The sequence below is a fragment of the Azonexus sp. R2A61 genome (assembly GCF_021401135.1).
Lineage (GTDB): Bacteria > Pseudomonadota > Gammaproteobacteria > Burkholderiales > Rhodocyclaceae > Azonexus.
On the sequence record NZ_JACBFO010000005.1, the window covers coordinates 75,747 to 100,831 of the forward strand.

The window sequence follows — 25,085 nt, forward strand, 5'->3', positions numbered from 1 at the left end:
AGAGAAAAACATAATTGTTTTTTTCTTTCGCAGTAATAGCGTTCGACTATAGTGAATCGATTTATGTATTAGGAATTCTTGTTGCCGAGTTCTCGTCGCGGATCAGTGCCAGCAATTCCTCGCCGTAATGTTCGATCTTGGCCGAACCCATGCCGCTGATCCCGGCCAGCAGCCCGTGGCTGACCGGGCGCGATTCGGCGAGTTCGCGCAGGGTCTTGTCGTGCAGGATGACGTAGGCCGGGACGCCTTGTTCGCGTGCCGTGTCGGCTCGCCACTTGCGCAGCAACTGGAAAAGCGCCTCGTCGGCTGGTGAGAGGTCGCTGATCGGCACACTACGGTTGCCGCGCGGCGTGGTCGGACGCTTTTTCGTCGGGCGGCGCAGGGAGACGGTTCGCTGTCCCTTGAGCACATGGCGGGCCTCCTCGGTCAGGCGCAGCGCTCCGTGCTCGGTCATGTCCACGTGTACCAGGCCGGCAGCGGCCAACTGACGGAAGATGCTCTTCCAGTCACGTTCGTCCAGATCGGCGCCGACGCCGAAGGTTGGCAACTGGTCGTGCCCCCACTGGCGCATCTTGTCGCTGGCCTTGCCGCGCAGGACATCGATCAGATGTCCGACGCCGAAGCGCATGCCGGTCCGGTAGATGGCCGACAATGCCTTTTGCGCCGCCTGGGTACCGTCCCAGAGTTCGGGCGGTTCGGCGCAGACGTCGCAGTTGTTGCAGGGTTCGCGCGCTTCGCCGAAATAGTTGAGCAGGACCTGGCGCCGGCAGCGCGGTGCTTCGCAATAGGCGAGCAGTGCGGTCAACCGTTGCGCTTCAAGGATTTTCTGGTGCTCGGCGGCGGCCGATTCGGCGATCCGTGCATGCTGCAGTGCGACGTCCTGCATGCCGTAGGCCATCCAGGCTTCGGAGGGCTCACCGTCGCGTCCGGCTCGCCCGGTTTCCTGATAGTAGGCTTCGATGCTCTTCGGCAGGTCGAGATGGGCGACGAAGCGGACGTCGGGCTTGTCGACGCCCATGCCGAAGGCGATCGTCGCGCACATCACCAGGCCTTCCTCGCGCAGGAAACGGCGTTGGTTGGCAGCACGCTCCTCGGCCGGCAGGCCAGCATGGTAAGCCAGCGCCGGATAACCCTGGGTACTCAACCAGGCGGCGGTTTCCTCGACCTTCTTGCGCGACAGGCAATAGACGATGCCGGCCTGGCCCTTGCGGCCGGCCAGGAATCCGAGCAGTTGCTGGCGGGCATTGTCCTTTTCGACGACGGTGTAGCGGATGTTCGGCCGGTCGAAGCTGGACAGGAAAACGCGTGCTTCGGCCAGACCGAGACGTTGCTGCATCTCTTGCTGCGTCGCCCGGTCGGCGGTGGCGGTCAGCGCGATGCGCGGGACCGCCGGGTAGCGCTCGTGCAGCGCTGACAATTGCAGATATTCGGGGCGGAAATCGTGTCCCCATTGCGAAACGCAGTGCGCTTCGTCGATGGCGAACAAGGCCAGCCTGCCTGCCTCGTTCAGGGCATCGAGCATGGCCAGTGTGCGGTCGAGCATCAATCGCTCGGGGGCGATGTAAACCAGGTCGAGCGTGCCGTTGAACATGGCCTGCTCGACGGCTTGGGCGGTTCGCCAGTCGAGCGTCGAGTTGAGGACGGCGGCCTTGACGCCAAGTTGGGTCAGGGCGTCCACCTGGTCCTGCATCAGCGCAATCAGCGGCGAAACGACGATGGCACAACCGGTGCGCAGCAGAGCGGGAATCTGGTAGCACAGGCTCTTGCCGCCGCCGGTCGGCATCAATACCAGGGCATCGCCGCCGCGGGCAACGTGCTCGATGATCTCGGCCTGCGCGCCGCGGAAGGCCGGGTAGCCGAATACGTCGCGCAGGACGTCGAGGGCGGAGCTTGCGGTCGACATCGCGTCAGGCCGGATTTTCCGGCAGCACGGCTTCGCGTCGTAGCGTCTCGCCGTCCCAGACCAGGCAGTCGCCACGGTCCTCGTGCCAGTCGCCGAGCACCCAGCGTTCGACATGGATGCCGTCGACGATATGGTCGTGCGTCGCCGGCTGGTGGGTATGGCCGTGGATGAAGGTGGCGTAGCCGTGTTCGCGCAGGAAATCGTCGGTGGCGGCCGGCGTCAGGTCTTCATAGGTGTTGCGGCGTTGCTTGTTGCGGGCGCTGCGCCAGCGGATGTAGCTGCCAAGCAGGCGGCGGAACCAGCGCGGTCGGGCCAGCATGCGCGTCAGCCAGGCCGGATCACGGACTTTTCGCCGATAGGCGACGTAGGCCGGGTCGTCCAGACACAGCGCATCGCCGTGCGATAGCACGAAGGACCAGGAAGGAAGGTCGAGTGGGCAGGGATCGGGCAGCAGCGTGACGCCGCTGGCGGCGGCAAAAGCCGGGCCGAGCGCGAAGTCGCGGTTGCCGTGCATGACGTGGATTTTCAGGCCCTGGTCGCTGGCCTTGCGCAGCGCGCCGATGATGTTGCGGTGCCAGGCATCGTCGACATCGTCGCCGACCCACACTTCGAACAGGTCGCCGAGAATGTACAGCGCCTCCGCCTGGCGTGCTCGCCCGGCGAGAAAGCCGAGGAACAAAGCAGTCGCCCCGGGGGACCGGGGCGACAGGTGGAGATCGGAAATGAAAAGGATCAAACGATCTCGGCCTTTTCGATGATCACGTCTTCCTTCGGCACGTCCTGATGGAATCCCTTGTTGCCGGTCGGCACGCTGCGAATCTTGTCGACCACTTCCAGGCCTTCGACGACCTGGCCGAAGACGCAGTAGCCCCAGCCCTGGCCGGACGGTGCCTTGAAGTCGAGAAAATCGTTATCCACGGTGTTGATGAAGAACTGGGCGGTGGCCGAATGCGGGTCGCTGGTACGGGCCATGGCGATGCTGCCGCGAACGTTCTGCAGACCGTTGGCAGCCTCGTTCTCGATCGGATCCTGGGTCGGCTTCTGATCCATGCCGACGACAAAGCCGCCGCCCTGGATCATGAAATTCTTGATCACGCGGTGGAAGATGGTGCCGTCGTAATGGCCGGCTTCAACGTAGGCCAGGAAGTTGGCAACTGTCTTCGGCGCCTTTTCGGCGTCGAGTTGCAGCGTGATCGTGCCGTGGTTGGTGGTGAGCTTGACTTGCGACATGGAGCGCTTTCCTTACTTTTCCGAGATGATCTTGACGCTTTCGATGACGACCGGCGTGCGCGGTACGTTCTGGTGCATGCCGGCGCTACCGGTCGGTACCTGGGCAATGCGGTCGACGACGTCCATGCCCTGGACGACCTTGCCGAATACCGCATAACCCCAGCCATCGAAGGATGGGTAGTCGAGATTGCCGTTGTCGGCATGGTTGATGAAGAACTGGGCGGTGGCCGAGTTGGGGTCGCGGGTGCGCGCCATGGCAATGCTGCCGCGCACATTGCGCAGGCCGTTGCGCGATTCGTTTTCGATCGGCGCGCGTGGCGTTTTCTGCTTCATCGCCGCATCGAAACCGCCACCCTGGATCATGAAGCCGGGAATCACGCGATGGAAAACGGTGCCCTGATAGAAGCCGTCCTTGGCGTACTGAAGGAAGTTGGCGGCACTTTTCGGCGCCTTGTCGGCATCCAGTTCGACAACGATGCGCCCCTGATTGGTGTTCAGCTCAACGGTCGGCGCAGCAATGGCGCCTGCGGTCGACATCAGGAAAAGGGCAAAAATGCCCAGCTGTTTGCACTTGTTCATGCGGCTCCCTCGTAAATGATTTTCCAGCCACCGTCCTCGTGGATCCAGTACTGGCGTTTCTTCATCCGGTTGTTGAGATTGTTGCTGCGATAGTCCTGGTCGAAGGTGACCACCAGGATGTCTTCCTTGCCCGGGTTGCGGAATACGGACAGATTGGCGAGATCGACCTTGATCCATTCCTTGCCGTTGTTGACCTGGCGCTTCTGGGCGGCGAACTGTGCGAAATCCTGGCCGTTGGCATTGAAGCGGCGCGAATAGTGCGACAGGTAGCGCTCGACGTCGCGGCTCGCCCAGTCCGTGCGCCAGCTGTCGATGGTCCGGTTCAGTTCGTCGCGTTCCCGGGTCCAGTCATCGAGCGACAGCCACTCGATTTGCGGGCTGATGATCACCGGCGTCAGGCCGACCTGAAGGTTGTTGCGGATCGCGTCGAGGTCCTGGTTGGTCAGCACGACGCAGCCGTCGGAAGCGCGCGGCGGGCGGGCGAAGGTGTCGGATGGCGTGCCGTGCAGCCAGATGCCGCTGCCGCTGCGCCCCTGGCGGCGATCCCATTCGTTCGGGTAATTGATCGGAAAGGCCCCGTTGCCATAGAGGTCGGGAAGTTTCTGGCGGGAAAGGTCGGCGGTCACGTGGTAAACCCCGATCGGCGTTTTCTTGTCGCCTTCGGAGAGCTTGTCGGCGCCAAGCTTGCCCTGGGTGATGTAGTAGTCGGCGACAAAGCGCGGCCGCCCGCCGTTGGCAACATCGTTCTGGTAGAGATAGAGCCGCGAACGCGCGGAGTCGACCACCACGGCGTAGCGCTGGTCCGGCCGCATCTGCAACAGGTAGCGGGGAACGAATTTTTCCTGTGGCCGGTCACGGTAGGCACGCAGCCGGGCGATGGCTTCCGCCCGCAGGTCGTCCACCCGTTCGCTCGGGGCGCCGGCGGCCGCGCCCATCGTGCGGATGGGTTGTGTCCGGGCAAGCAGCAGATCGCCCTTGATCAGGTAGGCAAGCCGGTAATTGGGGTGTTGCTGGATCAGGTTTTCCGTCAGCTGCAACGCATTGCCCAGGCGGTTTGCTTCGATTTCGGCAAAGATGCGCGCCAACTGCGCATCCGGGCCGCTATCCGAGACCGTGGCCGGCAACGGTGTGCTGGCTTGCGGTTGCGGGTTTTCCTGGTGGGTGGGCCATACCGGTGGCGATTGATCCGGCGGTGCAAACGAAGCGACGGAAGCGTGGCTTCCGTCGTCGTGCTGCATGAAGAATGCAATGCCCAGTACTGCCAGGAGTGCGACGCCTGGCAGGATGATTCTTCTCAGGCGCATCAGCGGGCGTTTTCTTCCTTGATCAGCCAGCGGTTGCCGCTACGCACGAAGACCAGGGTCTTGCTGCTGCTGCTGTTCAGGCCGGGAGCGCTGTATTCCTGGCGGAAACGGACGGTTGCCCGGTCGCCGTCAACAGTGATCTTCGGATCGGAATAAGACACGGAAATTTTCCCGGACTTGCCGGCAATACGCTGTTCGCGTTCGGTTTCCCAGGCTTTGCGACTCATGCCCTTCGGCGTGTTGAAGTCGTTGGCGTAGGCGGCGAAGTAGCTCTTCATGTTCTTGCTGGACCAGGCCTTTGCCCAGTTGGCCAGTGCCTTGGTTACTTCTTCCTGGGCGCCGGACTGCGGATTGGCAACCGGTGCCGGTTTCGTTTCGACCGGGCGTTCGACGGCCGGTGCCACGGTGGTGGCGGCCGCGCCCGGAGTCGACGCGACGACGGAGGCGCTGGGGGGGGCGACAGGCTTGGCTGGCGGCGGTGCCACCGGGGCCGGTTGCTGGGCGGCCGGGGCGGCGGCCACCGGCGGCGCGGGTGGGCGAACGTTACCCTTGCCCGAGGTGGTAATCAGGTCGCGAATCAGGGCCAACTTGTTCTGCGTCGCCGGATTCGTGCCGTCGAGTTGCAGCGCCTTGTCGTAGGCCTGGCTGGCCAGCTTGGCGTAAACATCGCCCAGGTTCTCGTAAGCGATGGCGTAGGAAGGATGGGTGCGGATCGCCATCTCCAGCGCCGTGCGTGCCTTGTCGTACTGTTTTTGCTGGGCGTAGAGCACGGCCAAGTTGTTATACGGTTCCGGCAGTTCCGGGTAATCCTCGGAAAGCTTGGTGAATACGCCGATGGCGTCGGCCGGGCGATTCAGTTCCGTCAGGATCAGGCCTTTCAGGAAGCGACCCTGCGCGTCTTTCGGGCGACTGCTCAGGTACGCATCGGCTTTCTCCAGTGCCTGGGGGTATTGCCCCTGCTTGATGAGACGCTGGATATCGGGAAGATTGTCGGCAAAGGCGGAAGCCGAGAAGCCGACGGTCAGGCCGAGTACAAGGGCGCGGAGCGTCCGGAAGCGAGGCTGGAACAGGGATTTGGAGGTCATCGCCGTGTTACAATTCAGAGGTTTCTAATTTCCCGATTCTATCAAAGAAGGCGCCGATGCCATAGGTCTGACAGCGCTCGTTTCCTTTCTTTACACACGTCATGCTCAAGATATTCAACTCGCTGCACCGCGAAAAGCAGGTTTTTCAGCCCATCGAGCCGAACAAGGTGCGCATGTATGTCTGCGGCATGACCGTTTACGATTTTTGTCACCTGGGTCATGCCCGGGTCATGGTTGTGTTCGATATGGTCTACCGCTGGCTGAAGGCTAGCGGTTATGACGTGACCTATGTGCGTAACATCACCGACATCGACGACAAGATCATCCGACGTGCCGCCGAAAACGGCGAAACGATTCAGCAACTGACCGACCGTTTCATCGCGGCCATGCATGCCGATGCCGATGCGCTGGGGGTGTTGCGCCCGGATCACGAGCCCAGGGCGACCGAGTTCGTGCCGGAAATGCTTGAGCTGATCGATCGTCTGACGGCCAATGGGCTGGCTTATCAGGCGACCGACGGCGACGTGAACTACGCGGTCCGAAAATTCCCGGGCTACGGCAAGCTGTCCGGCAAGTCGCTCGATGATTTGCGCGCCGGCGAGCGGGTCGAGGTCGATCAGGCCAAGCAGGATCCATTGGATTTCGTGCTCTGGAAGCACGCCAAGCCGGGTGAGCCGGCCTGGCCGTCGCGTTGGGGCGATGGCCGACCGGGTTGGCACATCGAATGTTCGGCAATGAGCTCGAAGCTGCTTGGCAAGCATTTCGACATTCATGGCGGCGGTCAGGATCTTCAGTTTCCGCACCACGAGAACGAGATTGCCCAATCCGAAGGCGCCAATTGCTGCTCCTTCGTCAATTACTGGATGCACAACGGCTTTGTCCGGGTCGACAACGAAAAGATGTCGAAATCGCTGGGCAATTTCTTCACCATTCGTGAGGTGCTGGCCAAATATGATCCGGAAGTCGTCCGCTTCTTCATTTTGCGCGCGCACTACCGTAGTCCGCTGAATTATTCGGACGCCCATCTCGACGATGCGAAGCGTAGTCTCGACAGTCTCTACTTCACCTTGCGCGATGTGCCGCCGGCGGCGGTCGACATCGATTGGGCTCAGGATTTCCCGGCGCGCTTTGCTGCGGCGCTGAACGAGGATTTCGACTCGCACGGGGCGGTATCGGTACTTTTCGAACTGGCGACGGAAGCCAATCGGCAGAAGAGTGCCGCGCTGTCCGGTCTGTTGCGGGCGCTTGGCAGCGTGCTCGGCCTGTTGCTGCGGGAGCCGCTGGTCTATCTGCGATCCGGCAGCCAGGGCGGCCCCGACGAAGCCTGGATTGAACAGCGCATTGCCGACCGGGCTACTGCCAAGAAAGCCAAGAATTTTGCCGAGGCCGATCGTCTGCGCGACGAACTCAAGGCTGCCGGGATCGTGCTCGACGACAGTCCGCAGGGAACCAGCTGGCGCCGGGCCTGAAGTGCCCAAGTAAAGAAAAACGGCCCGTTTTCGGGCCGTTTTTCCTGGTGGACCGCAGCAATCAGCGCAATACCTTGCCGCCCGGTCCGATGACGGTCAGTTCGACAAAATGCGAACCACCACGCTGGGCGGGTGAGTAATTGATGCGGTATCCGCCGAAGTCGACGGCATTCAGTCCCTCCAGCGTCGCCACCAGCTTTTCCCGGGTGAGATCCTTGCCGGCACGGCGCAGTCCTTCGACCATCGTGCGTGCCATTAGGTAGCCTTCCAGACCGTAATAGGAATAGGCCCCGGGTTTGGCGGCCAGCTTCTGGTAGTCGCGGACGACCGGCACGGTATCGTTCCAGGGATAGGGAACGACCTGGGAAACGCCAATGCCGCGCGCTTCCTGGCCCAGTTCCTGAACCAGCTGTTCGGTGCCGACCGGGGACAGCGTCATGAACATCGGATGCTGTCCGGCCCGTTTCATCGCGCGGACGAAGGCGGCGGTCGGCTTGTACAGGGTGACCATGACGACGGCCTGCGGGTTACCCTTGGCGATGGCGGCGACTGCCGGCCCGACCTCCAGGGAATTGCGTTCGACGGTGCCGACGGCCGACGGGGCCAGGTTGTGTTTCTTCAGCGCGGCAGTCACGCCTTCCAGGCCGGCCTTGCCGAAACCATCGTTCTGGTAGAAAACGGCAATGCTGCGCAGTCCCAGCGAAACCATCTGGCTGACAATCGCTTCGGTTTCGTCCGCATAGCTGGCTCGCACATGGAACATGTAGCGGCCGTTCGGGTTGGCGGTCAGCGATTCGCGCAGGGTGCCGGCCCCGGAAATCGTGCCGACCAGCGGCACCTTGGCGGGGCCGAAGACGCTGTTCATTGCTTCGGTGGTCGGGCTCGATCCATAGAAGGAAAGCAGCGCGAAAACATTCTTGTCCTTGATCAGGGCCTTGGTATTGGCGACCGTGCGGTCGGTTTCGTAACCGTCGTCAAGCGCGATCAGTTCAAGTTTTCGGCCATTAACGCCACCGGCCTTGTTGATCTGCTCGAAATAGGCCTTGATGGTCCGTCGCATGTCTTCGCCATAGGCGCCGTTCGGGCCGGAGAAGGGGGCGGACATGCCGAGCACGATGCTGTTATCGCTGACTCCGGGTTCGGCCCAGCAGAGGCTCGACAGAGTGATGGCGCCGATGGCTGCCAGCCGTTTCAGGACATGCATGATCGTCTCCCCTATTGCTGTTGTCAGCTTTGGATTCTAGCAGCGTCATGCCAGTGCAGGGAATGCGGCCGATCCGGGGATCGGCCGCCGGGGGAGCTACTCGCCAAAAAACGCCCTGACCTTGTCCATCCAGGACTTGGCGCGCGGGTTGTGCTTGTGGTCCGAGTCCTTGCTCGATTCTTCCAGCTCGCGCAGCAGTTCTTTCTGGCGGTCGGTCAGGTTGACCGGCGTTTCGACGACGACGTGGCACATCAGGTCGCCATGGGTATGGCTGCGGACGCCCTTGATGCCCTTGCCACGCAGGCGGAATACCCGGCCGGATTGCGTCTCTGGCGGAATCTTGATGGCTGCAGCGCCATCCAGCGTCGGAATTTCGATTTCGCCGCCGAGTGCCGCCGTGGTGAAGGAAATCGGCATTTCGCAATGCAGGTCATTGTGGTCGCGCTGGAAGACCGCATGCGCCTTCAGGTGAATCTGCACATACAGATCTCCCGGCGGCCCGCCATTGACACCATGCTCGCCTTCGCCGGCCAAGCGGATGCGATCACCCTCGTCCACGCCGGCCGGAATCTTGACCGACAGCGTCTTGTGTTGCTTGATGCGACCTGCGCCGCCGCACTGTTTGCAGGGCTCCGGAATGATGCGGCCGGTACCGTGACAGGTGTGGCAGGTTTGCTGGATCGAGAAAAAGCCCTGCTGCAGGCGTACCTGGCCGGAGCCTCCGCAGGTCGTGCAGGTTTTTGGCTGAGTCCCGGGCTTGGCACCGGAGCCGTGGCAGGTGTCGCATTCCTCCATGGTCGGAATACGGATTTTGGTTTCGGTGCCGTGGGCAGCCTGCTCCAGCGTGATTTCCAGGTTGTAGCGAAGGTCGGCGCCGCGGTAGATGTTCGAACGACCGCCGCCGCCACCGCCGCGATTGCCGCCGAAGATTTCGTCGAAAATGCCGCCGAATGCATCGGCGAAGCCGCCGCCGCCAAAACCGCCGGCACCACCCATTCCCGCCTGCGGATCGACGCCGGCGTGTCCATACTGGTCGTAGGCGGCGCGCTTCTGTGCGTCCGACAGTATTTCGTAGGCTTCCTTGGCTTCCTTGAACTTCTCCTCGGCCGCCGGGTTGTCCGGGTTGCGGTCGGGGTGATGCTTCATGGCCAGCTTGCGGTAGGCCTTCTTGATCTCGTCGTCCGAGGCGTCGCGATTGACACCGAGGATTTCGTAAAAGTCGCGTTTGCTCATGATCGCTTTCTCTTGTTCGCGTATCGTTTAGCGGGCGGTGAAGGGCTCGCCCCAGACCAATTCGTCGTTATTGCCGCGCCACCACAGCAGCCACTCGCCGCAGCCGTCGCGTTCGCAGGTGCGATGGGCGACGCGCTGCACGGTCAGGTAGCTGGCCTCGTCCCGTCCATCGGCCGAGCGCTCGCGTTTGCCGACGCGGGCGACGAGCAGCACGCTGTGCTTGCTGTCCGGAAAGTCCGGGTCGATGCCGCTCAGTTGCAGCGGTGCGCTCCAGTCACGCTGGGCACTGCGTACCAGTGCCGTGTCGCGGGTCAGCATGCGTTCCAGGCGGACGATCACGCCCACCGTCCGGCCTTCCCAGCGGAAGGGGTTTTCATCGAGTTGCCGAGGCGTGATCCAGGTGGCGATGCCATATTGCCGGCTCAGGTCCATGAACTGCTTGCGCGCAGCGGCCTGTTTCTCGGCGTATTCGGCTTGTTGCCGGGCCTGCTGGGCCTTGCGCGCGGGTTCGTTGGAATAGCCGTTCAGCTTGCCCGATTCGATGTCGTAGCGGGCACGCACCACCGGGTTGGGGAGCATGCCGTTGGCGCGCGGCCGGAGCGCTTCGTCAAAAATGCCGAGGTCGGGGCTGCGCGTTTCCTTCGGACAGGCCGCGAGGTAGGCGCGGGCGCCCGCTTCGAGCAAGCGCCGGGCCGCATCGTCGTCGCTCAGATCGGTCTTGCCGGCCTGCAGGGCAACCTGTTCGACCTGGCAGAGCACGGGAGGTCCGTCCTGCCGGCTGCGGCTGACGAAATGCAGATCGGTGCCGCCGGCTTTTCCCATGGCGATGACATAGCGGTCGCCGGGGGCTGGTTCGATGCTGCCCTTGATCTTCTGGCCATCGAGGAAGACGCCGTTACGGAATTCGCCTTCCCAGGCAGCCTTGACCTTCATGTCGGCGTAGCGGTACAGCCACTCCGCCTTGCCCTTGCCTTCGGCCTTGCCGTCGCGGCAGCCGCCGCTGTAGCGTAGCGCGTAGTCGTAGGGCGTCAGCATCGACGGTGCCCAGACCTGGCAGTGCCGGTCGAGATCCTCGGTATAGCCGCTCTCGTGACCGGCGCCCTTGGCCAGCGCGGGGGCGGCCGGGAGCAGCAGGGCAAGCAGGAGCAGGGGCAGCTTCGACATCGGCGGTCTCTCGGTAAACGGCCAACGGGGATGGCGAGCCACCCCCGTTTCCTGGCCGGAAGCGTGGGTTACTTCTTGTCCTTGTTCACCTCGGTGAACTCGGCATCGACCACGTCGCCTTCGACGGTCTTTTCCTGCGGCTGCTCGCCACCGGCCGCGCCGGCAGCGGCGCCTTCGGCTTGCTGCTGGGCGTACATCTTTTCACCCAGCTTCTGGGCGGCGGCGGACAGGGCTTCGGTCTTGGCCGTGATGACGTCCTTGTCGCCATCGCGCAGCACGTCCTCGACGTCCTTGATCGCGGCCTCGATGGCTTCCTTTTCGGCCGCTTCGAGCTTGTCGCCGTATTCGGTCAGCGACTTCTTGACCATGTGCACCATGCCGTCGGCCTGGTTGCGGGCATCGGCCAGCTCGTGCGCCTTCTTGTCTTCCTCTGCGTGCAGCTCGGCGTCCTTGACCATGCGTTGAATTTCTTCTTCGCTCAGGCCGGAGTTGGCCTTGATGGTGATCTTGTTTTCCTTGCCGGTGGCCTTGTCCTTGGCGGTGACGTGCATGATGCCGTTGGCGTCGATGTCGAAAATGACTTCGATCTGCGGCGTGCCGCGCGGGGCCGGCGGGATGCCTTCCAGGTTGAACTGGCCGAGGCTCTTGTTGCCGGAGGCGACTTCGCGCTCACCCTGCAGCACGTGGATGGTGACGGCGTTCTGGTTGTCGTCGGCGGTCGAGAAAACTTGGCTGGCCTTGGTCGGGATCGTCGTGTTCTTCTGGATCAGCTTGGTCATGATGCCGCCCAGGGTTTCGATACCGAGCGACAGCGGGGTGACGTCGAGGAGCAGCACGTCCTTGACTTCACCCTGCAGCACGCCGCCCTGAATGGCAGCGCCGACGGCGACGGCTTCATCCGGGTTGACGTCCTTGCGCGGCTCCTTGCCGAACACTTCCTTGACCTTCTCCTGCACCTTCGGCATGCGCGACTGGCCGCCGACCAGGATCACGTCGTCGATGTCGCCGATCTTGCAGCCGGCATCCTTGAGCGCGGTCAGGCAGGGGGCGACGGTGCGTTCGATCAGCTCGTCGACCAGCGACTCGAACTTGGCGCGGGTGATCTTCAGCGCCAAGTGCTTCGGGCCGGAGGCGTCGGCGGTGATGTAGGGCAGGTTGATTTCGGTCTGCTGGCTGGAGGACAGCTCGATCTTGGCCTTTTCGGCGGCTTCCTTGAGGCGTTGCAGGGCCAACACGTCCTTCTTCAGGTCGGCGCCGGATTCCTTCTTGAATTCGTCGATGATGTAGTCGATCAGGCGCTGGTCGAAGTCTTCGCCGCCGAGGAAGGTGTCGCCGTTGGTGGCCAGCACTTCGAACTGCTTTTCGCCATCGACGTCGGCGATTTCGATGATGGAGATGTCGAAGGTGCCGCCGCCGAGGTCATAGACGGCGATCTTCTTGTCCTTGCCGGACACCTTGTCCATGCCGAAAGCCAGGGCGGCTGCGGTCGGCTCGTTGATGATGCGCTTGACTTCCAGGCCGGCGATGCGGCCGGCGTCCTTGGTGGCCTGGCGCTGGCTGTCGTTGAAGTAGGCCGGCACGGTGATGACGGCTTCGGTGACTTCCTCGCCGAGGTAGTCTTCGGCGGTCTTCTTCATCTTGCGCAGCACTTCGGCGGAGACCTGCGGCGGCGCGATCTTCTTGTCGCGCGCTTCGACCCAGGCGTCGCCGTTGTCGGCCTTGGTGATCTTGAAGGGCATCAGGGCGATGTCCTTCTGCACTTCCTTCTCTTCGAAGCGGCGGCCGATCAGGCGCTTGACAGCGTACAGCGTGTTCTTCGGGTTGGTGACGGCCTGGCGCTTGGCCGGGGCGCCGACCAGGATCTCGCCGTCTTCGGAGTAGCCGATGATGGACGGGGTGGTGCGCGCGCCTTCCGCGTTTTCGATGACCTTCGGCGTGCCGCCTTCCATGATGGCGACGCAGGAGTTGGTGGTGCCGAGGTCGATGCCGATGATCTTGCCCATGATTTACGTTCCTTGAATGTTGAATTGCCGATGTTCGTGAATTGGGGGCGCGGCCCCCGATTTCAAGCCGTTTCTTGCGGTCGACCGCAAGAAACGGCGATTTTTGCTATTTGCCCTTGGCGACCATGACCAGCGCCGGACGCAGCACGCGGTCGGCGATCAGGTAGCCCTTCTGCAGCACGGTGACGACAGTGTTGGCTTCCTGTTCGGCATCGACCATGCCGATCGCCTGATGCTTGTGCGGGTCGAACTTCTCGCCGACCGGATTGACCTCGGTCAGGGCGTTCTTCTCGAAGGCGGAGACCAGTTGCTTCAGGGTCAGCTCGACGCCGGACTTGAAGTTCTCGACGGTCTGCTCGGGCACCGCCAGCGCGGCTTCCAGGCTGTCCTTGACGGCCAGCAGTTCGCCGGCGAACTTCTCGACGGCGAACTTGTGCGCCTTGGAGATATCTTCCTGGGCGCGGCGGCGGATGTTCTCGCCTTCGGCCTTGGCCCGCAGCCAGGCGTCGTGGTGTTCGGCGGCCTTCTGTTCGAGGGCCTTGAACTGTTCCTCGATGCTCGGCAGCGTATCGATGTTGGCGGAAGCGGCCGTTTCGACGTTTTCCTGAGCGGTGGTGCTGGCGTTTTCCTGGGGGTCCTGCTGAAGGTTTTCCTGATCCGACATACGTCAATCTCCCTATGAATCTCCAAGAAGCTGGGGACGTTTTCCCGCATTTCAAGGCGTCGACCGGAAAATATCTTTACCTTGTCCGACTGGCCGCCGTGCTACGATGAAATCTTGTAATTCGTCACTGCTTTCCGTATGGAAAACATCGGTAAATACCGCGTGATCCGGGAGCTCGGCAAGGGCGCCACGGCTACCGTCTATCTGTGCGACGATCCCGATGCCGGACGTCAGGTTGCGGTCAAGGTGATCCGCTTCGGCCAGGATTGTGCCGCCATGTCGCGGCGCATGCGCAAGTTGTTCCAGAACGAGAACATGGTGTCGCGCCGACTCGATCACCCGAACATCGTCCGGGTCTACGATGCCGTGGTCGAGGACGATTACGCGTATCTGGCAATGGAATTCGTCGACGGCTTCAGCCTCGAACAGCATACCCGGATCGACAAGCTGCTGCCGATGCACCGCGTCACCGGCATCATCTTCAAGTGCTGCATGGCGCTGGATGCCGCTTACCGGCAGGGCATCATCCATCGCGACATCAAGCCGGCCAACATCATGGTCGCGGCCAACGATGAGCCCAAGATCGCCGACTTCGGTCTGGCCCTCAACATGAACAAGAATCTCGACCGGGATTCCACCTTCATCATGGGGGTAGGCTCGCCGGCCTACATGTCGCCCGAGCAGATCAAGGGCTATCCGCTCAACCAGAAGACCGACATCTATTCGCTCGGTGTTGTGATGTTCCAGTTGCTGACCGGGCGTTTACCCTTCCGTGCCAACAACCAGGCGACCTTGATCTACAAGATCATCAACACTGACGCCCCGGCGGTCACCTCGCTCAATCCCAATCTGCCCGAAGGGCTCAACGCCATTCTCCGGAAAGCGCTGGAGAAGGACCTGTATGGTCGCTACCGTAATGCAGCGGAGATGGCCAAGGATCTGTCCGCCGTCCGCTATCAGATTCTCGAGGAAGACGCGACCGAGCGGGACAACCGCCATTTCGACCAGTTGCGTCGTCTCGAATTCTTTACCGAGTTCGAGAACATCGAGATCTGGGAGGTGCTGCGTGTTTCCGTCTGGCGCGAGGTTGCGCCGAATGTGGCATTGATTCGCGAAGGCGAACGTAACCGGATGTTCGGTATCGTCATCTCGGGCTGCGTCGAGATTTCCATCGAGGGCAAATCCTTGTGTCGCCTGGGGGCCAGCGAGCCGGTCGGCGAGGTGGCGTTCCTGCACCCCGATAGCGATCAGCGTCATGCCACGGCGGTTACCCTGGAGCCGACACTGTTCCTGGAAATCAATGCCTCGGCGTTGGCGCTGTCGTCGGAAGAGTTGCTGGAGCGCATGCGTAATGCCCTGCTCGGCAGGATGATTCGGCGCTTGCGCGAGGTCAACAAGATCGCGGCGGCCCAGGGGCAGCCTGCAGCGTTGAGCGGAACCGGTTCGCTGATCGGTGGCGGTGCCCGTTACGGCGGTGGAATGGACCTCGAACTGGCGCCGCCGTAGCGGTAAACGTGAACTGTGTCGGCCAAGGCCACCAACAGTTGCTGGTGGCCTTTTTCTTGCCGGTTCAGACCTTGAAGCGGCCGACCAGGGTGCCGAGGCCTTCGGCCAGACGTTTCAGATCGTGCGCAGCGCCCGCCGTTTGTTCGACGGCGCCAGTATTGTCGCGGGCCATGCCGGCGATGGCTTCGATGTTGTGTTCGACATCGCCCGAGAAACGGCGCTGCTGATCGGTGGCGGATGCAATCGTGTCAAGCCCGTGGCCAACCTCGGTCACGGAACCGTTGGTGGCCTGGAGCACGTCTGACACCGCGGAGACCGCTGCCTGGCTGCTTTCCAGGTGGTGGATGCCGGCGTCGATGCTGCGGCGCACGGCAACCGATTGGGCGCTCAGGCTGGCGGTGATCGCATCGATTTCACTGGCCGAGCGCGAGGATTTTTCCGCCAGTTTGCGGACTTCGTCGGCAACGACCGCAAAGCCTCTGCCCTGTTCACCGGCTCGCGCCGCTTCGATGGCCGCATTCAGCGCCAGCAGGTTGGTCTGCTCGGCAATATCCTTGACCTCGCGTGTCATCTGCGTGATGGCATCGGTATTGCGCACGAAATTCTCGACCGAATCGGCCATTTCCTTGACCGCCTTCTCGACCACGTCCATTTCGCCAAGCAGTACCTGCAGATTGCGGCTGCCTTCGTTGGCCCGGGCCAGGCTTTCCTGCGATTGCGACTGAACGTTCTCGGCGCTTTGGGCGATCGAGGATATGCTCGAAACCAGTTGTTCGACCGCAGACGCTGCCTCGATGGACTTTTCATTCTGCTGGTGGGAGCTCTGCGATACCCGGTCGGCACTGTCGGAGAGTGCGGCGACCCGCGCGGACACCTGACTGGCCGCATCGCGAACCTGGCGCACCAGATTGTTGAAGTTTTCCATCATCTCGTTGAACACGGCGGCGGCCTGTCCGACCTCGTCCTGGCCCTTGACCGGTAGTCGGCGTGTCAGGTCGCCCTCGCCGCGGGCGATGTCGGCCAGTCCCTTGCGCAGGCTTTCAAGTGGCGTGGTCACGAAATGATTGGTCAGCAGGTAGATGATCAGCAGCAGGCCACCCAGTGCCACCAGTGCGACGCCGGCGATCTTCAGACGGAAACTGGCGACTTCGGCCTCGACCGAATCCAGCGAGACCTTCATGCTGACCATGCCGAGCACGGTACCTTCCGGAACCTGGTGGCAGAGGATGCAATCCTTGCCCAGATAGTTCTTCGACGCCATCGTCGGATTGATCACGTGCAGAAACGAGTTGCCGCCTTCCGATTCGACGGCGATATAGGGCTTGCCGCTGCGCATCACTTCTTCCTCGCGTGGCGTCATCGGGCGCCCGGCCTTGGCATCGGGGCCGAACAGCTTGACGACGGCGTCGCCGCGAGCGACATGCAGATCCTTGATGATCGATAGTTGCTTGATTTGATCGAGGAAAACCTCGCGCTGTCCGACCGTACCGGTGATCATCATGCCGGTCAGCCCGGCCATGGTCATTTCGTGGATGCTCTGGGCGAAGTCCTTGGCCTGATTGATCGCGGTTTCGCGGTTGACCTGGGTCGTCCAGAAAATGGCGCCAGCCCAGATCAGGGCCAGGACAATCCAGATCGCAGCAGTCAGACGGACCCAGATTCTGGAGTTGGCAAAACTCGGCATGACAGACTCTCCCTCGCAAACCCTGCGCTCTTTGTTCAAGCGCTCAGATCGATTTGCTGAATTGTGCCAGCCGTACCATCTTCATGCAAAAAAATTCCAGAAGTGCGAATTTGGCCGAGCAAGCCATTGGCATCGTTCTTGATGTCGAACGGGGTGGCAACGCGACTCAACGATATTGCGCCGACTCCCGCCGCGAGCAGTCCGATCCCCGTTCCTTCGGCCTTGCTACCGGGGTTCCAGAGACTGAGACGGGAGAAAATCGCATCGTTTTCATCGATCCAGCCGTTGCCGTCATCGTCGTATTTCGCCAATTCGGCGAAGCCGTCGCCGGACTGCGGGCCGAACATCTCACTGCCATCGTTGATCTGGCCATCGCCGTTGCGATCGAATACCAGGTAGCCGCTACCGGCTGCCAATTGGGCAATCTGCTCGGTTTTTCCGTCAGCATCCAGATCGAACGCAAAGCGCTGGTCGACCAGATCGGCGGCTTTGCCGCCGAAATTGATGACCAACGGGTCGACCTTGCGTGCCGCGTCACCGAGCCGGATGCTGGTCGTGCTTTCTTCGCGGTAGCTGCGCGACATGTTGAGCTGGAGGCTGAACGAGATTTCGCGTCCGTCGGCCGTCTTGACCTGCCCGCTGGCAGCAAAGCTGGTCTGCTCGACTTCGCTGTAAACCTCGCGGCGATCGTATTCGATACCGAAGCCGGCGGGCTGCTGGGCGCTCTGTCCGGTTTGTCCCTCCTGTCCCCGGTGACTGCTGCCAGCGGTTTGCCCGATCCGTTGGCTGAACTCGTCCGGGCTGAAGACGCGCATCCGTTGTCCGGTCAGTGCTTCAAGGACAAGGCGGATGAGCAGCATTTTCGGGTCTTCGTCGAGGGCGGCGTTGCTGTTGTCCGGCGCTGTCGCCTCCGGCAGCTTGGCCGCAGCAAGGCCGGCATCGGATAAGGTCACGCGCTCGCCCAAGGTGCGGGGCGCGGCATCCTGGGGGGCATCGTTGGGGCGCTGCCCGATCCACAAGCGGAAATTTTCCTGGATTTCGTGGCGCTGCTCGCTGACATGGGTCGCGGACAACTGCAATTCGGCGCTGGCGATTTTCATGGGAGGACCTGCGATGGTTCTGCTGACCTCCTCATTAACGGCATCTCGCCGCCTAAGTTAAATTTTGTGAAGTTGCCCTTGCAGCCAGCGTTTCAGGGTGCCGAGGTCGACCGCGCCGGCGTGCCGGGCGATTTCGCGTCCGTCGCTGAACAGTGCCAGCGTCGGAATGCTGCGGATACCGTAACGGGCAGCCAGCGCCGGTTCTGCTTCGGTATCGACCTTGAGCAGGCGAATCTGCGGTTCCAGTTCCCGTGCGGCTTGCTCGAAAACCGGCGCCATCATCCGGCAGGGGGCGCACCAGGGGGCCCAGAAATCGACCAGCAAGGGCAGGTCGTCCCGTTGCAGATGATGTTCGAGGTTGGCTGTGCCGACGTTGAGCGGCTTGCCGGTGAATAAGGCCAGGCCGCATTTTCCGCAGTTCGGCGCAGCTCCGGTTTTTGTCGCGGGAAGACGGTTGACCGCAGCACAGTGCGGACAGACGACATGCAGGGACGTGTTCATCGGCGGGCTCCTTTGATCCGTTTCTCCCAACAGGTGAGGGAGCTGGCGATGATTTCAAGTCCTGGCGCCGAGCTGCCGCGCGTGTCGTGTGGTTTCTTCCAGCACGTGAGGGTCCGGCCTGTCGCGGCTTGGCCAGCCGGCGAGATGGCGTTCGGCGAGATCGGCGAGTGCGGCGATCCAGTCGGCGTCTTCGTTGAGTGCCGGAATGTAGTGATACTCCCGGCCGCCTGCCTGCAGAAAATCGTCGCGACCTTCCTGGGCGATTTCCTCAAGCGTCTCCAGGCAATCGGCGACGAAACCCGGGCAGATCACATCGACGCGGCGCAGACCGCTTTTGCCCCAATCCTGCAACGTGGGTGCTGTGTAGGGTTGCAGCCATTCGGCCTTGCCGAACCGGGACTGGAAGGTGATCTGGTAGCGATTTTCCGGCAGTGCCAGGCGCTCGGCCAGCAATCGACCGGTCTTGTGGCATTCGCAGAAGTAGGGATCGCCGAGTTCGAGGCTGCGCTTCGGCAGGCCGTGAAAACTGATGAGCAGGCGGCCGTCGTGGCCGAGGTCGCCATTTTGTTGCCAGTGTCGCCGTACGCTTTTTTCCAGCGCATCCAGGTAGCCGGGGTCATCGTGGAAATTGCGCACGAAGCGCATTTCCGGCTGATTGCGTGTCTTCAACAGCCATTTTGCCGCGACGTCGACGACCGTTGCCGTCGTGCTGGCGGCGTATTGCGGATACATCGGCAGCACCAGAATACGGCGAACGCCTTCGGCCTGAAGTTTGCCGAGGACCAGCGGCAGCGACGGGGTGCCGTAGCGCATGGCCCAGGTAACCTGTAGCGCGTGGCCGCGCTCGCCGAGCAGGCCTTTGAGCAGTTTGCTCTGGCGCTCGGTATGGACGCGCAGCGGCGAGCCTTCCGGCAGCCAGACCGAGGCGTACTTGGCCGCCGACTTTTTCGGCCGGGTGTTGAGGATGATGCCGTTCAGGATCGGCCACCACAGCAGCCGCGGAATTTCCACGACGCGTGGGTCGGACAGGAATTCTTTCAGGTAACGGCGCAACGCCGGTGCATCGGCGGCATCCGGGGTGCCGAGATTGACCAGCACGACAGCGGTACGGGCCGGCATGTCGTGACGATGCGGCGGTTCGGTACGGTAACGGGACATCAGTTGTCGTTCTTCGAGGAAAGGGCGCTGGACAGCAGGCGGGCGGTGATGTCGACGATCGGGATGACGCGTTCGTAAGCCATGCGGGTCGGGCCGATCACGCCGAGCGAACCGACGACCTGTCCGTCCACCTGGTACGGTGCGGCGATCACCGAGCATTCGTCGAGCGGCGCGATGCCGGATTCTCCGCCAATGAAGATACGCACGCCCTCGGCCCGGTTGGATACATCGAGCAGTCGCATCAGGCTGGAGCGTTGTTCGAACAGATCGAACAGTTCGCGCAGGCGCTTCATGTTGGAAGAGAGCTCCTCGACATCGAGCAGATTCTTCTCGCCGGTCAGGACGTAGGCTTGAGCGTTTTCCGAGAGCGCTGCGTCGCCGGCCTCCAGCGTCAGCGCCATCAGCGGCTTGATGTCATCGCGCAGGCGCTGGATTTCCTGCGCCAGACGCTGGCGGATCTGCTCGAAGTCTAGCCCGGCAAAGTTCTGGTTCAGATAGTTGGCGGCGCTGACCAGTTCGGCCGGGGAGTAGCTGCGTTCGGTGGTCAGGATGCGGTTTTGCACGTCACCGTCGCTGGTCACGATGATCAGCAGGATGCGTTTCTCCGCCAGGCTGAGGAATTCGATCTGGCGAATCCGGCTGCTGGTGCGTCGCGGGGTGATCACCACGCCGGCGAAATGCGTCAGCCCGGACAGCAGTTGCGAGGCACTGGCGATGATCTGGCTCGACGGCAGGCCGTGCAGGGCGCCTTCCATTTCCCCGAGTTGCTGCGCGGCCAGCGGTTGTACGGTCAACAGGCTGTCGACGAACAATCGGTAACCGCGAGCTGTCGGCACGCGGCCGGCTGAAGTGTGCGGGCTGGCGACGAAGCCGGCTTCTTCGAGATCGGCCATTACGTTGCGGATCGTTGCCGGCGAAAGGTCCAGCCCAGAAAATTTCGACAAGGCGCGCGAGCCGACCGGTTGTCCGTCGGCGATGTAATGTTCGACCAGGGTCTTCAGCAGGGTGCGTGCGCGTTCGTCCAGCATGCGGCGATTCTACCGAAAACCGGCGAGGCGGCGGCAAGGCGTTTTTTATGCAAGAATTCGGCCCCATGAATCGCCTGCGCCATCCTCGTACCATCGCCCTGGTCGGCAAGTACCACAGCCCGGAAATCGCCGAGTCGCTGCGGCGGCTGGCCGAGTACCTGTACGAGCGCGGGGCTTCGGTGTTCATCGAGCGGGAAACGGCCGAGCATATCGGTAAGCTGGTCGATCTTTCGCGCTGGGTGACCTGCGGTTTCAATGATATCGGCGCCCATGCCGATGTTGCCATCGTGCTCGGTGGCGACGGCACCATGCTCAACGCGGCACGCCGCCTGGCCCGTTACTGCGTGCCGCTGGTCGGCGTCAATCAGGGGCGTCTCGGTTTCATGACCGACATCGCCCGGGAAGACATGCTGACCTGCATGGACGATCTGCTGGACGGTCGTTTCACGCCGGAAAGCCGGATGTTGCTGGCGGCCGAGGTCATTCGCGACGGCCGTGAGCTGGCCGAAAACCTGGCGCTCAACGACGTCGTCGTCGACAAGGGGGCGATTGGCCGCCTGATCGAACTGGAACTCTTCATCGATGGCGAGTTCGTCTACAACATGCGTTCCGACGGCCTGATCGTGTCGACGCCGACGGGCTCGACTGCCTATTCGTTGTCGGCCGGCGGGCCGATCCTGCATCCGACGCTGACCGGCATCGCGCTGGTGCCGCTGTGTCCGCATGCATTGTCCAACCGGCCGGTGCTGGTCGATGACCATGCCGACATCGAACTGCGACTGGTTCAGGCGGCCGATGCGCGCATCCACTTCGACGGCCAGGTGACGCTCGATCTGCAGCGAGGCGATTCGGTTCGCTTGCGTCGTTCCGAACATTCGATCCGCTTCCTGCATCCGCCCGGTTACAGCTATTTTCCGATGCTGCGCCAGAAGCTGCACTGGAGCGAGAAACCGAAAGGGCCGTAATGCTGCGTCAACTGACCCTGCGCGATTTCGTTATTGTCGATCGGCTGGAACTGGAGTTTTCCGGTGGTTTTGGCACGTTGACCGGAGAAACCGGGGCCGGCAAGTCGATCCTGATCGATGCGCTGGCGCTGGCGCTTGGCGAACGCGGTGATGCCGGCGTCGTCCGGGCCGGTTGCGACAAGGCCGAGATCGTCGCGGTTTTTGACATTTCCGGGCTGTCGACCGTCAAGGACTGGTTGCGCGCCAACGATCTCGATGTCGATGACGAGATCCTGTTGCGGCGCGTGGTTGATGCAAGTGGGCGCTCACGAGCCTGGGTCAACGGCACGCCGGCGACGGTGCAGCAACTGCGGGAAGTCGGCGAATGGCTGGTCGATATCCATGGCCAGCATGCGCATCAGTCCTTGCTGCGCAGCGATGCGCAACGACAGTTGCTCGACGCCCATGCCGGCCTGCAGGGAGCGGTGAAGACGGTGGCCGAGGCGTGGCGGGCGTGGCGCGACGACGACAAGGCTCTGCGCGATGCCAGCCTGGGGGCGGAAGCCTTGCAGCGCGAACGCGAACAACTCGAATGGCAGATCGGCGAACTGGAAACGCTGGCGCTGGGTGAGGACGAATGGGCGGCGCTGGACGTCGAGCACCGACGGCTCGGCCACGCCGCCGGGCTGATCGACGGCGCGCAGTACGCGCTGGCGGTGCTGGCCGATGACGATGCCGCCTGCGAACGCCAGATCGATCAAGTGGCTTCCCGCCTCAGTGGTCTCGCGGAGTACGATCCGGCCCTGGCCGAGGTGGCCAAACTGCTCGATTCGGTACAGGCCGAGTTGTCGGATGCCATATCCACGCTGCGTCGTTACGCGGATCGCGTCGATCTCGATCCGTCGCGCCTGGCCGAAGTCGAGCGGCGCATCGAGGCGGTCCTTGCCCAGGCTCGTCGGCATCGGGTGCAGCCGGCGGAATTGCCGGCCTTGCTGGTCGATGCACGCTCCCGCTTCGAGGCACTGAACGCGGCCAGCGATCTGGCGGCGCTCGAAGCGCGCGCGGCAGCGGCGCGTTCGACCTATTTCGCCGCGGCGCAGGCACTGTCCGCGGCACGGGCCAGGGCGGCCGAGGAGATGGCCGGCGAGGTGAGCGCGACGATGCGTCAGCTGGCCTTGTCGAGCGGACGTTTCGAAGTGGCCTTGCTACCGGTCGACGGTGGTGCGGTCTACGGGCTGGAGCAGGTTGAATTCCGGATCGGCGGGTTGGCCGGCAACGAAGCGAAACCGCTGGCCAAGGTGGCGTCGGGTGGCGAGCTGTCGCGTATCAGTCTGGCCATCCAGGTGCTGACCTCGCGTTCGGCCAGCGTGCCGACGCTGATCTTCGATGAGGTCGATGTCGGGATCGGCGGCGGTGTTGCCGAGATCGTCGGCCGGCTGTTACACAAACTGGGGTGCGAGCGTCAGGTCTTGTGCGTGACGCATTTGCCGCAGGTGGCGGCGCGTGCCGACTGGCAGTGGCAGGTGGCCAAGACGACCCGGGAGGGCGTAACGCTGTCGTCGATACGAGCGCTCGACGCCGCCGGGCGGGTCAACGAAATCGCCCGCATGCTGGGTGGCGTCGAACTGACCGAGATCACCCTGCAGCATGCCCGCGAAATGCTGCGGTCGACCGACTGAAAATCAGAAAAACCGCAGCAGACGGCCGGCGGCAATGAGCGCCAGCAGCAGGAAGAACACGCCGCTGAGACGGTGTATCCAGACCAGCGGCAATTTGTTGAGCAGGCGTCGACCGGCGTAGATGCCAAGCAACGAGGTGCAGGACAGGGCCAGCGTGGCACCGGCCCAGACGGCCGACAGGTCGGTGCTGCTGCCCAGTCCGGCAACCGCAATCTGGGTCTTGTCGCCGAATTCGGCGAGAAAGATCATCAGGAAAGTCGTGGCGAAGATGCCGTGTCCGGGCTTCTCGTCCACGGTTTCGTCGTCGTCATCCGCTTTGTGGCGCAGTGCGAGAACGCCGAAAACGGCAAAGAGCAGCCCGACTGCCAACGTGACCACCCATTCCGGCAGCCAGGCAGCGACGGCCGCGCCGAACAGCACGGCCAGCAGATTGAGCAGCGCAAAAGCGGAGATGGCGCCAAGGGCGACCGGCAGCGCGCGGTGCCGGGCTGCCAGCGTCATGCAGACAAGCTGGCTCTTATCGCCGAATTCGGCCAGGCCAATCAGCAGGAAGGAGGCGCTGGCCGAAGATAACCAACTGCCGTCGGCAGCCAGGGAAAAACCTTGCACCGGGAATCAGGCCTCGCCGTTTTCGAGCGCTTGCTGTTCGTCCCGGTGAGGGCACTTCTCCTTGGTGCAACTGGCATAGAGATACAGCGCGTGGTCCTGGATCTTGAAGCCGCGTTCGTCGGCGATCATGTTCTGGCGGCGTTCGATTTCCGGATCGTAGAATTCCTCGACGCGGCCGCAATCCACGCAGACCAGGTGGTCGTGATGCTTGCCACGGTTGATTTCGAAGACCGCCTTGCCGGATTCGAAGAAATGGCGCTCGAGCAGGCCAGCCTGCTCGAATTGCGTGAGTACCCGATAGACGGTTGCCAGGCCGATGTCCATGTTTTCGGCGATCAGCATGCGATAGACGTCTTCCGCCGTCATGTGCCGCATCGTTCCCTTTTCGAACAGTTCAAGAATCTTCAGTCGCGGAAAGGTGGCTTTCAAGCCGATGCTCTTGAGGCTCTGCGGGTCGCTCATCGTTCTGTTTCCTAAGGCTCGGGGAGGCGGAGTATACGTGTATTTCGGGTATGATATACCGCTTCAAAGCTGATCGAAAAATCCTCTCCCCATGCGCCGTCCTTTTCTCATTCCTGCATTTCTCCTGTGCCTGGGATTTGCAGGCTGTTCGTTGAAACCGGGATTCGTCAACGAATACAAGATCGACATCCAGCAGGGCAACGTTCTGACGCAGGACATGGTGACCCAGCTGAAACCGGGACAGTCGCGCGAGCAGGTCCGTTTCATCCTCGGCTCGCCGATGATCACCGATATTTTCCATCAGCAGCGCTGGGATTATCCGTATCGCTACAAAAACGGGCAGACCGGCGCTGTCGAATCGCGTCAGTTTTCCGTTTTCTTCGATGCCGATGGCCGCCTTGAGCGTGTTGCCGGCGATGTCGAAGTCGGCACGGCAGCCGAGTTGACCGCGCCAGTTGCCCGGACGCAATTGATCGATCTCGGCACCTTGTCGGCTGAAGAGGCCGCAAAACCGATCACCCCCCCCGAGGAGCCGGGCTTTTTCCGGCGCTGGATGAGCAAACTGGGATTCTGAGC

General features: G+C 62.4%; 23 protein-coding genes. 5 read left to right on the plus strand and 18 right to left on the minus strand.

The features are described from left to right. Positions 1-61 precede the first annotated feature (61 nt). The 6 genes from recQ to L0962_RS15820 are packed head-to-tail and all read right to left on the minus strand — an operon-like array spanning position 62 to position 6,101. Positions 62-1,903, minus strand: coding sequence for a DNA helicase RecQ (gene recQ / locus L0962_RS15795; RefSeq protein WP_234087435.1), 1,842 nt, complete (start codon positions 1,901-1,903; stop codon positions 62-64). 4 nt (positions 1,904-1,907) lie between these two features. After that, the gene (locus L0962_RS15800; protein ID WP_255680877.1) at positions 1,908-2,639 is read right to left on the minus strand and encodes a UDP-2,3-diacylglucosamine diphosphatase; all 732 of its coding nucleotides are present in this window, start codon (positions 2,637-2,639) and stop codon (positions 1,908-1,910) included. Next, positions 2,636-3,133 carry a peptidylprolyl isomerase gene (locus L0962_RS15805; RefSeq protein ID WP_234087437.1) on the minus strand — a complete coding sequence of 166 codons (498 nt, stop codon included), beginning with the start codon at positions 3,131-3,133 and terminating at the stop codon, positions 2,636-2,638. Before L0962_RS15805 ends, L0962_RS15800 begins: the two co-directional genes overlap by 4 nt. 12 nt (positions 3,134-3,145) lie before the next feature. Next, complete coding sequence (locus L0962_RS15810) at positions 3,146-3,712, minus strand: peptidylprolyl isomerase (RefSeq protein ID WP_301332268.1); 567 nt, start codon at positions 3,710-3,712, stop codon at positions 3,146-3,148. Beyond that, positions 3,709-5,016: a murein L,D-transpeptidase family protein gene (locus tag L0962_RS15815; protein WP_234087438.1), complete on the minus strand. Its 1,308-nt coding sequence runs from the start codon at positions 5,014-5,016 to the stop codon at positions 3,709-3,711. The genes L0962_RS15810 and L0962_RS15815 overlap by 4 nt, the downstream gene beginning before the upstream one ends. Beyond that, positions 5,016-6,101: a tetratricopeptide repeat protein gene (locus L0962_RS15820; RefSeq protein ID WP_234087439.1), complete on the minus strand. Its 1,086-nt coding sequence runs from the start codon at positions 6,099-6,101 to the stop codon at positions 5,016-5,018. The genes L0962_RS15815 and L0962_RS15820 overlap by 1 nt, the downstream gene beginning before the upstream one ends. 101 nt (positions 6,102-6,202) lie before the next feature. On the opposite strand from L0962_RS15820, the gene cysS reads away from it, so the two are divergent. After that, positions 6,203-7,570, plus strand: a complete 1,368-nt coding sequence (cysS, locus tag L0962_RS15825) for a cysteine--tRNA ligase (protein WP_234087440.1) — start codon at positions 6,203-6,205, stop codon at positions 7,568-7,570. Between the two features lie 61 nt (positions 7,571-7,631). Here the strand turns inward: cysS and L0962_RS15830 are convergent, their stop codons facing one another. From L0962_RS15830 to grpE, 5 genes are all read right to left on the minus strand, one after another. After that, positions 7,632-8,774, minus strand: a complete 1,143-nt coding sequence (locus tag L0962_RS15830) for an ABC transporter substrate-binding protein (RefSeq protein WP_234087441.1) — start codon at positions 8,772-8,774, stop codon at positions 7,632-7,634. 96 nt (positions 8,775-8,870) lie between these two features. Continuing rightward, positions 8,871-10,007 carry a molecular chaperone DnaJ gene (gene dnaJ / locus L0962_RS15835; protein ID WP_234087442.1) on the minus strand — a complete coding sequence of 379 codons (1,137 nt, stop codon included), beginning with the start codon at positions 10,005-10,007 and terminating at the stop codon, positions 8,871-8,873. Between the two features lie 27 nt (positions 10,008-10,034). Then, the gene (locus L0962_RS15840) at positions 10,035-11,171 is read right to left on the minus strand and encodes a hypothetical protein (protein ID WP_234087443.1); all 1,137 of its coding nucleotides are present in this window, start codon (positions 11,169-11,171) and stop codon (positions 10,035-10,037) included. Positions 11,172-11,239: 68 nt separating this feature from the next. Further along, positions 11,240-13,174 carry a molecular chaperone DnaK gene (gene dnaK / locus L0962_RS15845; RefSeq protein ID WP_234087444.1) on the minus strand — a complete coding sequence of 645 codons (1,935 nt, stop codon included), beginning with the start codon at positions 13,172-13,174 and terminating at the stop codon, positions 11,240-11,242. A 106-nt stretch (positions 13,175-13,280) separates the two neighbouring features. After that, entirely contained in the window at positions 13,281-13,838 is a 558-nt protein-coding gene (grpE, locus tag L0962_RS15850; protein ID WP_234087445.1) for a nucleotide exchange factor GrpE, read from the minus strand. Positions 13,839-13,976: 138 nt separating this feature from the next. Here grpE and L0962_RS15855 point away from each other — a divergent pair, with 138 nt between their 5' ends. Further along, positions 13,977-15,344 carry a protein kinase gene (locus L0962_RS15855; RefSeq protein ID WP_234087446.1) on the plus strand — a complete coding sequence of 456 codons (1,368 nt, stop codon included), beginning with the start codon at positions 13,977-13,979 and terminating at the stop codon, positions 15,342-15,344. Between the two features lie 64 nt (positions 15,345-15,408). Here L0962_RS15855 and L0962_RS15860 read toward each other — a convergent pair whose 3' ends face one another. Genes L0962_RS15860 through hrcA form a run of 5 tightly spaced genes read right to left on the minus strand, consistent with a single transcriptional unit; the run spans position 15,409 to position 20,815 of the window. Beyond that, positions 15,409-17,028 carry a methyl-accepting chemotaxis protein gene (locus L0962_RS15860; protein ID WP_234087447.1) on the minus strand — a complete coding sequence of 540 codons (1,620 nt, stop codon included), beginning with the start codon at positions 17,026-17,028 and terminating at the stop codon, positions 15,409-15,411. Between the two features lie 35 nt (positions 17,029-17,063). Then, positions 17,064-18,128 carry a VCBS repeat-containing protein gene (locus L0962_RS15865; protein ID WP_234087448.1) on the minus strand — a complete coding sequence of 355 codons (1,065 nt, stop codon included), beginning with the start codon at positions 18,126-18,128 and terminating at the stop codon, positions 17,064-17,066. Positions 18,129-18,185: 57 nt separating this feature from the next. Further along, the gene (trxC, locus tag L0962_RS15870) at positions 18,186-18,629 is read right to left on the minus strand and encodes a thioredoxin TrxC (protein WP_234087449.1); all 444 of its coding nucleotides are present in this window, start codon (positions 18,627-18,629) and stop codon (positions 18,186-18,188) included. A 54-nt stretch (positions 18,630-18,683) separates the two neighbouring features. Further along, entirely contained in the window at positions 18,684-19,787 is a 1,104-nt protein-coding gene (gene hemH, locus L0962_RS15875) for a ferrochelatase (RefSeq protein ID WP_234087450.1), read from the minus strand. After that, complete coding sequence (gene hrcA / locus L0962_RS15880) at positions 19,787-20,815, minus strand: heat-inducible transcriptional repressor HrcA (protein WP_234087451.1); 1,029 nt, start codon at positions 20,813-20,815, stop codon at positions 19,787-19,789. The genes hemH and hrcA overlap by 1 nt, the downstream gene beginning before the upstream one ends. Positions 20,816-20,862: 47 nt before the next feature. Here hrcA and L0962_RS15885 point away from each other — a divergent pair, with 47 nt between their 5' ends. Both L0962_RS15885 and recN read left to right on the plus strand, forming a co-directional pair. Beyond that, positions 20,863-21,780 carry an NAD kinase gene (locus L0962_RS15885; RefSeq protein ID WP_234087452.1) on the plus strand — a complete coding sequence of 306 codons (918 nt, stop codon included), beginning with the start codon at positions 20,863-20,865 and terminating at the stop codon, positions 21,778-21,780. Then, positions 21,780-23,438 (plus strand): DNA repair protein RecN, encoded by a 1,659-nt coding sequence (gene recN, locus L0962_RS15890; RefSeq protein ID WP_234087453.1) that lies wholly within the window; start codon positions 21,780-21,782, stop codon positions 23,436-23,438. Before L0962_RS15885 ends, recN begins: the two co-directional genes overlap by 1 nt. Positions 23,439-23,441: 3 nt before the next feature. Here the strand turns inward: recN and L0962_RS15895 are convergent, their stop codons facing one another. After that, positions 23,442-24,047 (minus strand): TMEM165/GDT1 family protein, encoded by a 606-nt coding sequence (locus L0962_RS15895; protein WP_234087454.1) that lies wholly within the window; start codon positions 24,045-24,047, stop codon positions 23,442-23,444. 6 nt (positions 24,048-24,053) lie between these two features. Then, a complete protein-coding gene (gene fur / locus L0962_RS15900; protein WP_234087455.1) occupies positions 24,054-24,509 on the minus strand; it encodes a ferric iron uptake transcriptional regulator in 456 nt (151 codons plus the stop codon). A gap of 151 nt (positions 24,510-24,660) precedes the next feature. On the opposite strand from fur, the gene L0962_RS15905 reads away from it, so the two are divergent. Then, entirely contained in the window at positions 24,661-25,083 is a 423-nt protein-coding gene (locus tag L0962_RS15905; protein ID WP_234087456.1) for an outer membrane protein assembly factor BamE, read from the plus strand. The last annotated feature ends 2 nt before the right edge of the window (positions 25,084-25,085 follow it).

What these genes read in the sequence shown, in the direction of transcription:
- recQ (WP_234087435.1), bottom strand. Translation starts at nt 1,903, where the DNA reads ATGTCGACCGCAAGCTCCGCCCTCGACGTCCTGCGCGACGTATTCGGC.
- dnaJ (WP_234087442.1), bottom strand. Translation starts at nt 10,007, where the DNA reads ATGAGCAAACGCGACTTTTACGAAATCCTCGGTGTCAATCGCGACGCC.
- recN (WP_234087453.1), top strand. Translation starts at nt 21,780, where the DNA reads ATGCTGCGTCAACTGACCCTGCGCGATTTCGTTATTGTCGATCGGCTG.
- L0962_RS15815 (WP_234087438.1), bottom strand. Translation starts at nt 5,016, where the DNA reads ATGCGCCTGAGAAGAATCATCCTGCCAGGCGTCGCACTCCTGGCAGTA.
- hemH (WP_234087450.1), bottom strand. Translation starts at nt 19,787, where the DNA reads ATGTCCCGTTACCGTACCGAACCGCCGCATCGTCACGACATGCCGGCC.
- hrcA (WP_234087451.1), bottom strand. Translation starts at nt 20,815, where the DNA reads ATGCTGGACGAACGCGCACGCACCCTGCTGAAGACCCTGGTCGAACAT.
- L0962_RS15805 (WP_234087437.1), bottom strand. Translation starts at nt 3,133, where the DNA reads ATGTCGCAAGTCAAGCTCACCACCAACCACGGCACGATCACGCTGCAA.
- grpE (WP_234087445.1), bottom strand. Translation starts at nt 13,838, where the DNA reads ATGTCGGATCAGGAAAACCTTCAGCAGGACCCCCAGGAAAACGCCAGC.
- cysS (WP_234087440.1), top strand. Translation starts at nt 6,203, where the DNA reads ATGCTCAAGATATTCAACTCGCTGCACCGCGAAAAGCAGGTTTTTCAG.
- L0962_RS15820 (WP_234087439.1), bottom strand. Translation starts at nt 6,101, where the DNA reads ATGACCTCCAAATCCCTGTTCCAGCCTCGCTTCCGGACGCTCCGCGCC.
- L0962_RS15860 (WP_234087447.1), bottom strand. Translation starts at nt 17,028, where the DNA reads ATGCCGAGTTTTGCCAACTCCAGAATCTGGGTCCGTCTGACTGCTGCG.
- dnaK (WP_234087444.1), bottom strand. Translation starts at nt 13,174, where the DNA reads ATGGGCAAGATCATCGGCATCGACCTCGGCACCACCAACTCCTGCGTC.
- L0962_RS15830 (WP_234087441.1), bottom strand. Translation starts at nt 8,774, where the DNA reads ATGCATGTCCTGAAACGGCTGGCAGCCATCGGCGCCATCACTCTGTCG.
- L0962_RS15885 (WP_234087452.1), top strand. Translation starts at nt 20,863, where the DNA reads ATGCAAGAATTCGGCCCCATGAATCGCCTGCGCCATCCTCGTACCATC.
- L0962_RS15865 (WP_234087448.1), bottom strand. Translation starts at nt 18,128, where the DNA reads ATGAAAATCGCCAGCGCCGAATTGCAGTTGTCCGCGACCCATGTCAGC.
- trxC (WP_234087449.1), bottom strand. Translation starts at nt 18,629, where the DNA reads ATGAACACGTCCCTGCATGTCGTCTGTCCGCACTGTGCTGCGGTCAAC.
- L0962_RS15840 (WP_234087443.1), bottom strand. Translation starts at nt 11,171, where the DNA reads ATGTCGAAGCTGCCCCTGCTCCTGCTTGCCCTGCTGCTCCCGGCCGCC.
- L0962_RS15810 (WP_301332268.1), bottom strand. Translation starts at nt 3,712, where the DNA reads ATGAACAAGTGCAAACAGCTGGGCATTTTTGCCCTTTTCCTGATGTCG.
- fur (WP_234087455.1), bottom strand. Translation starts at nt 24,509, where the DNA reads ATGAGCGACCCGCAGAGCCTCAAGAGCATCGGCTTGAAAGCCACCTTT.
- L0962_RS15855 (WP_234087446.1), top strand. Translation starts at nt 13,977, where the DNA reads ATGGAAAACATCGGTAAATACCGCGTGATCCGGGAGCTCGGCAAGGGC.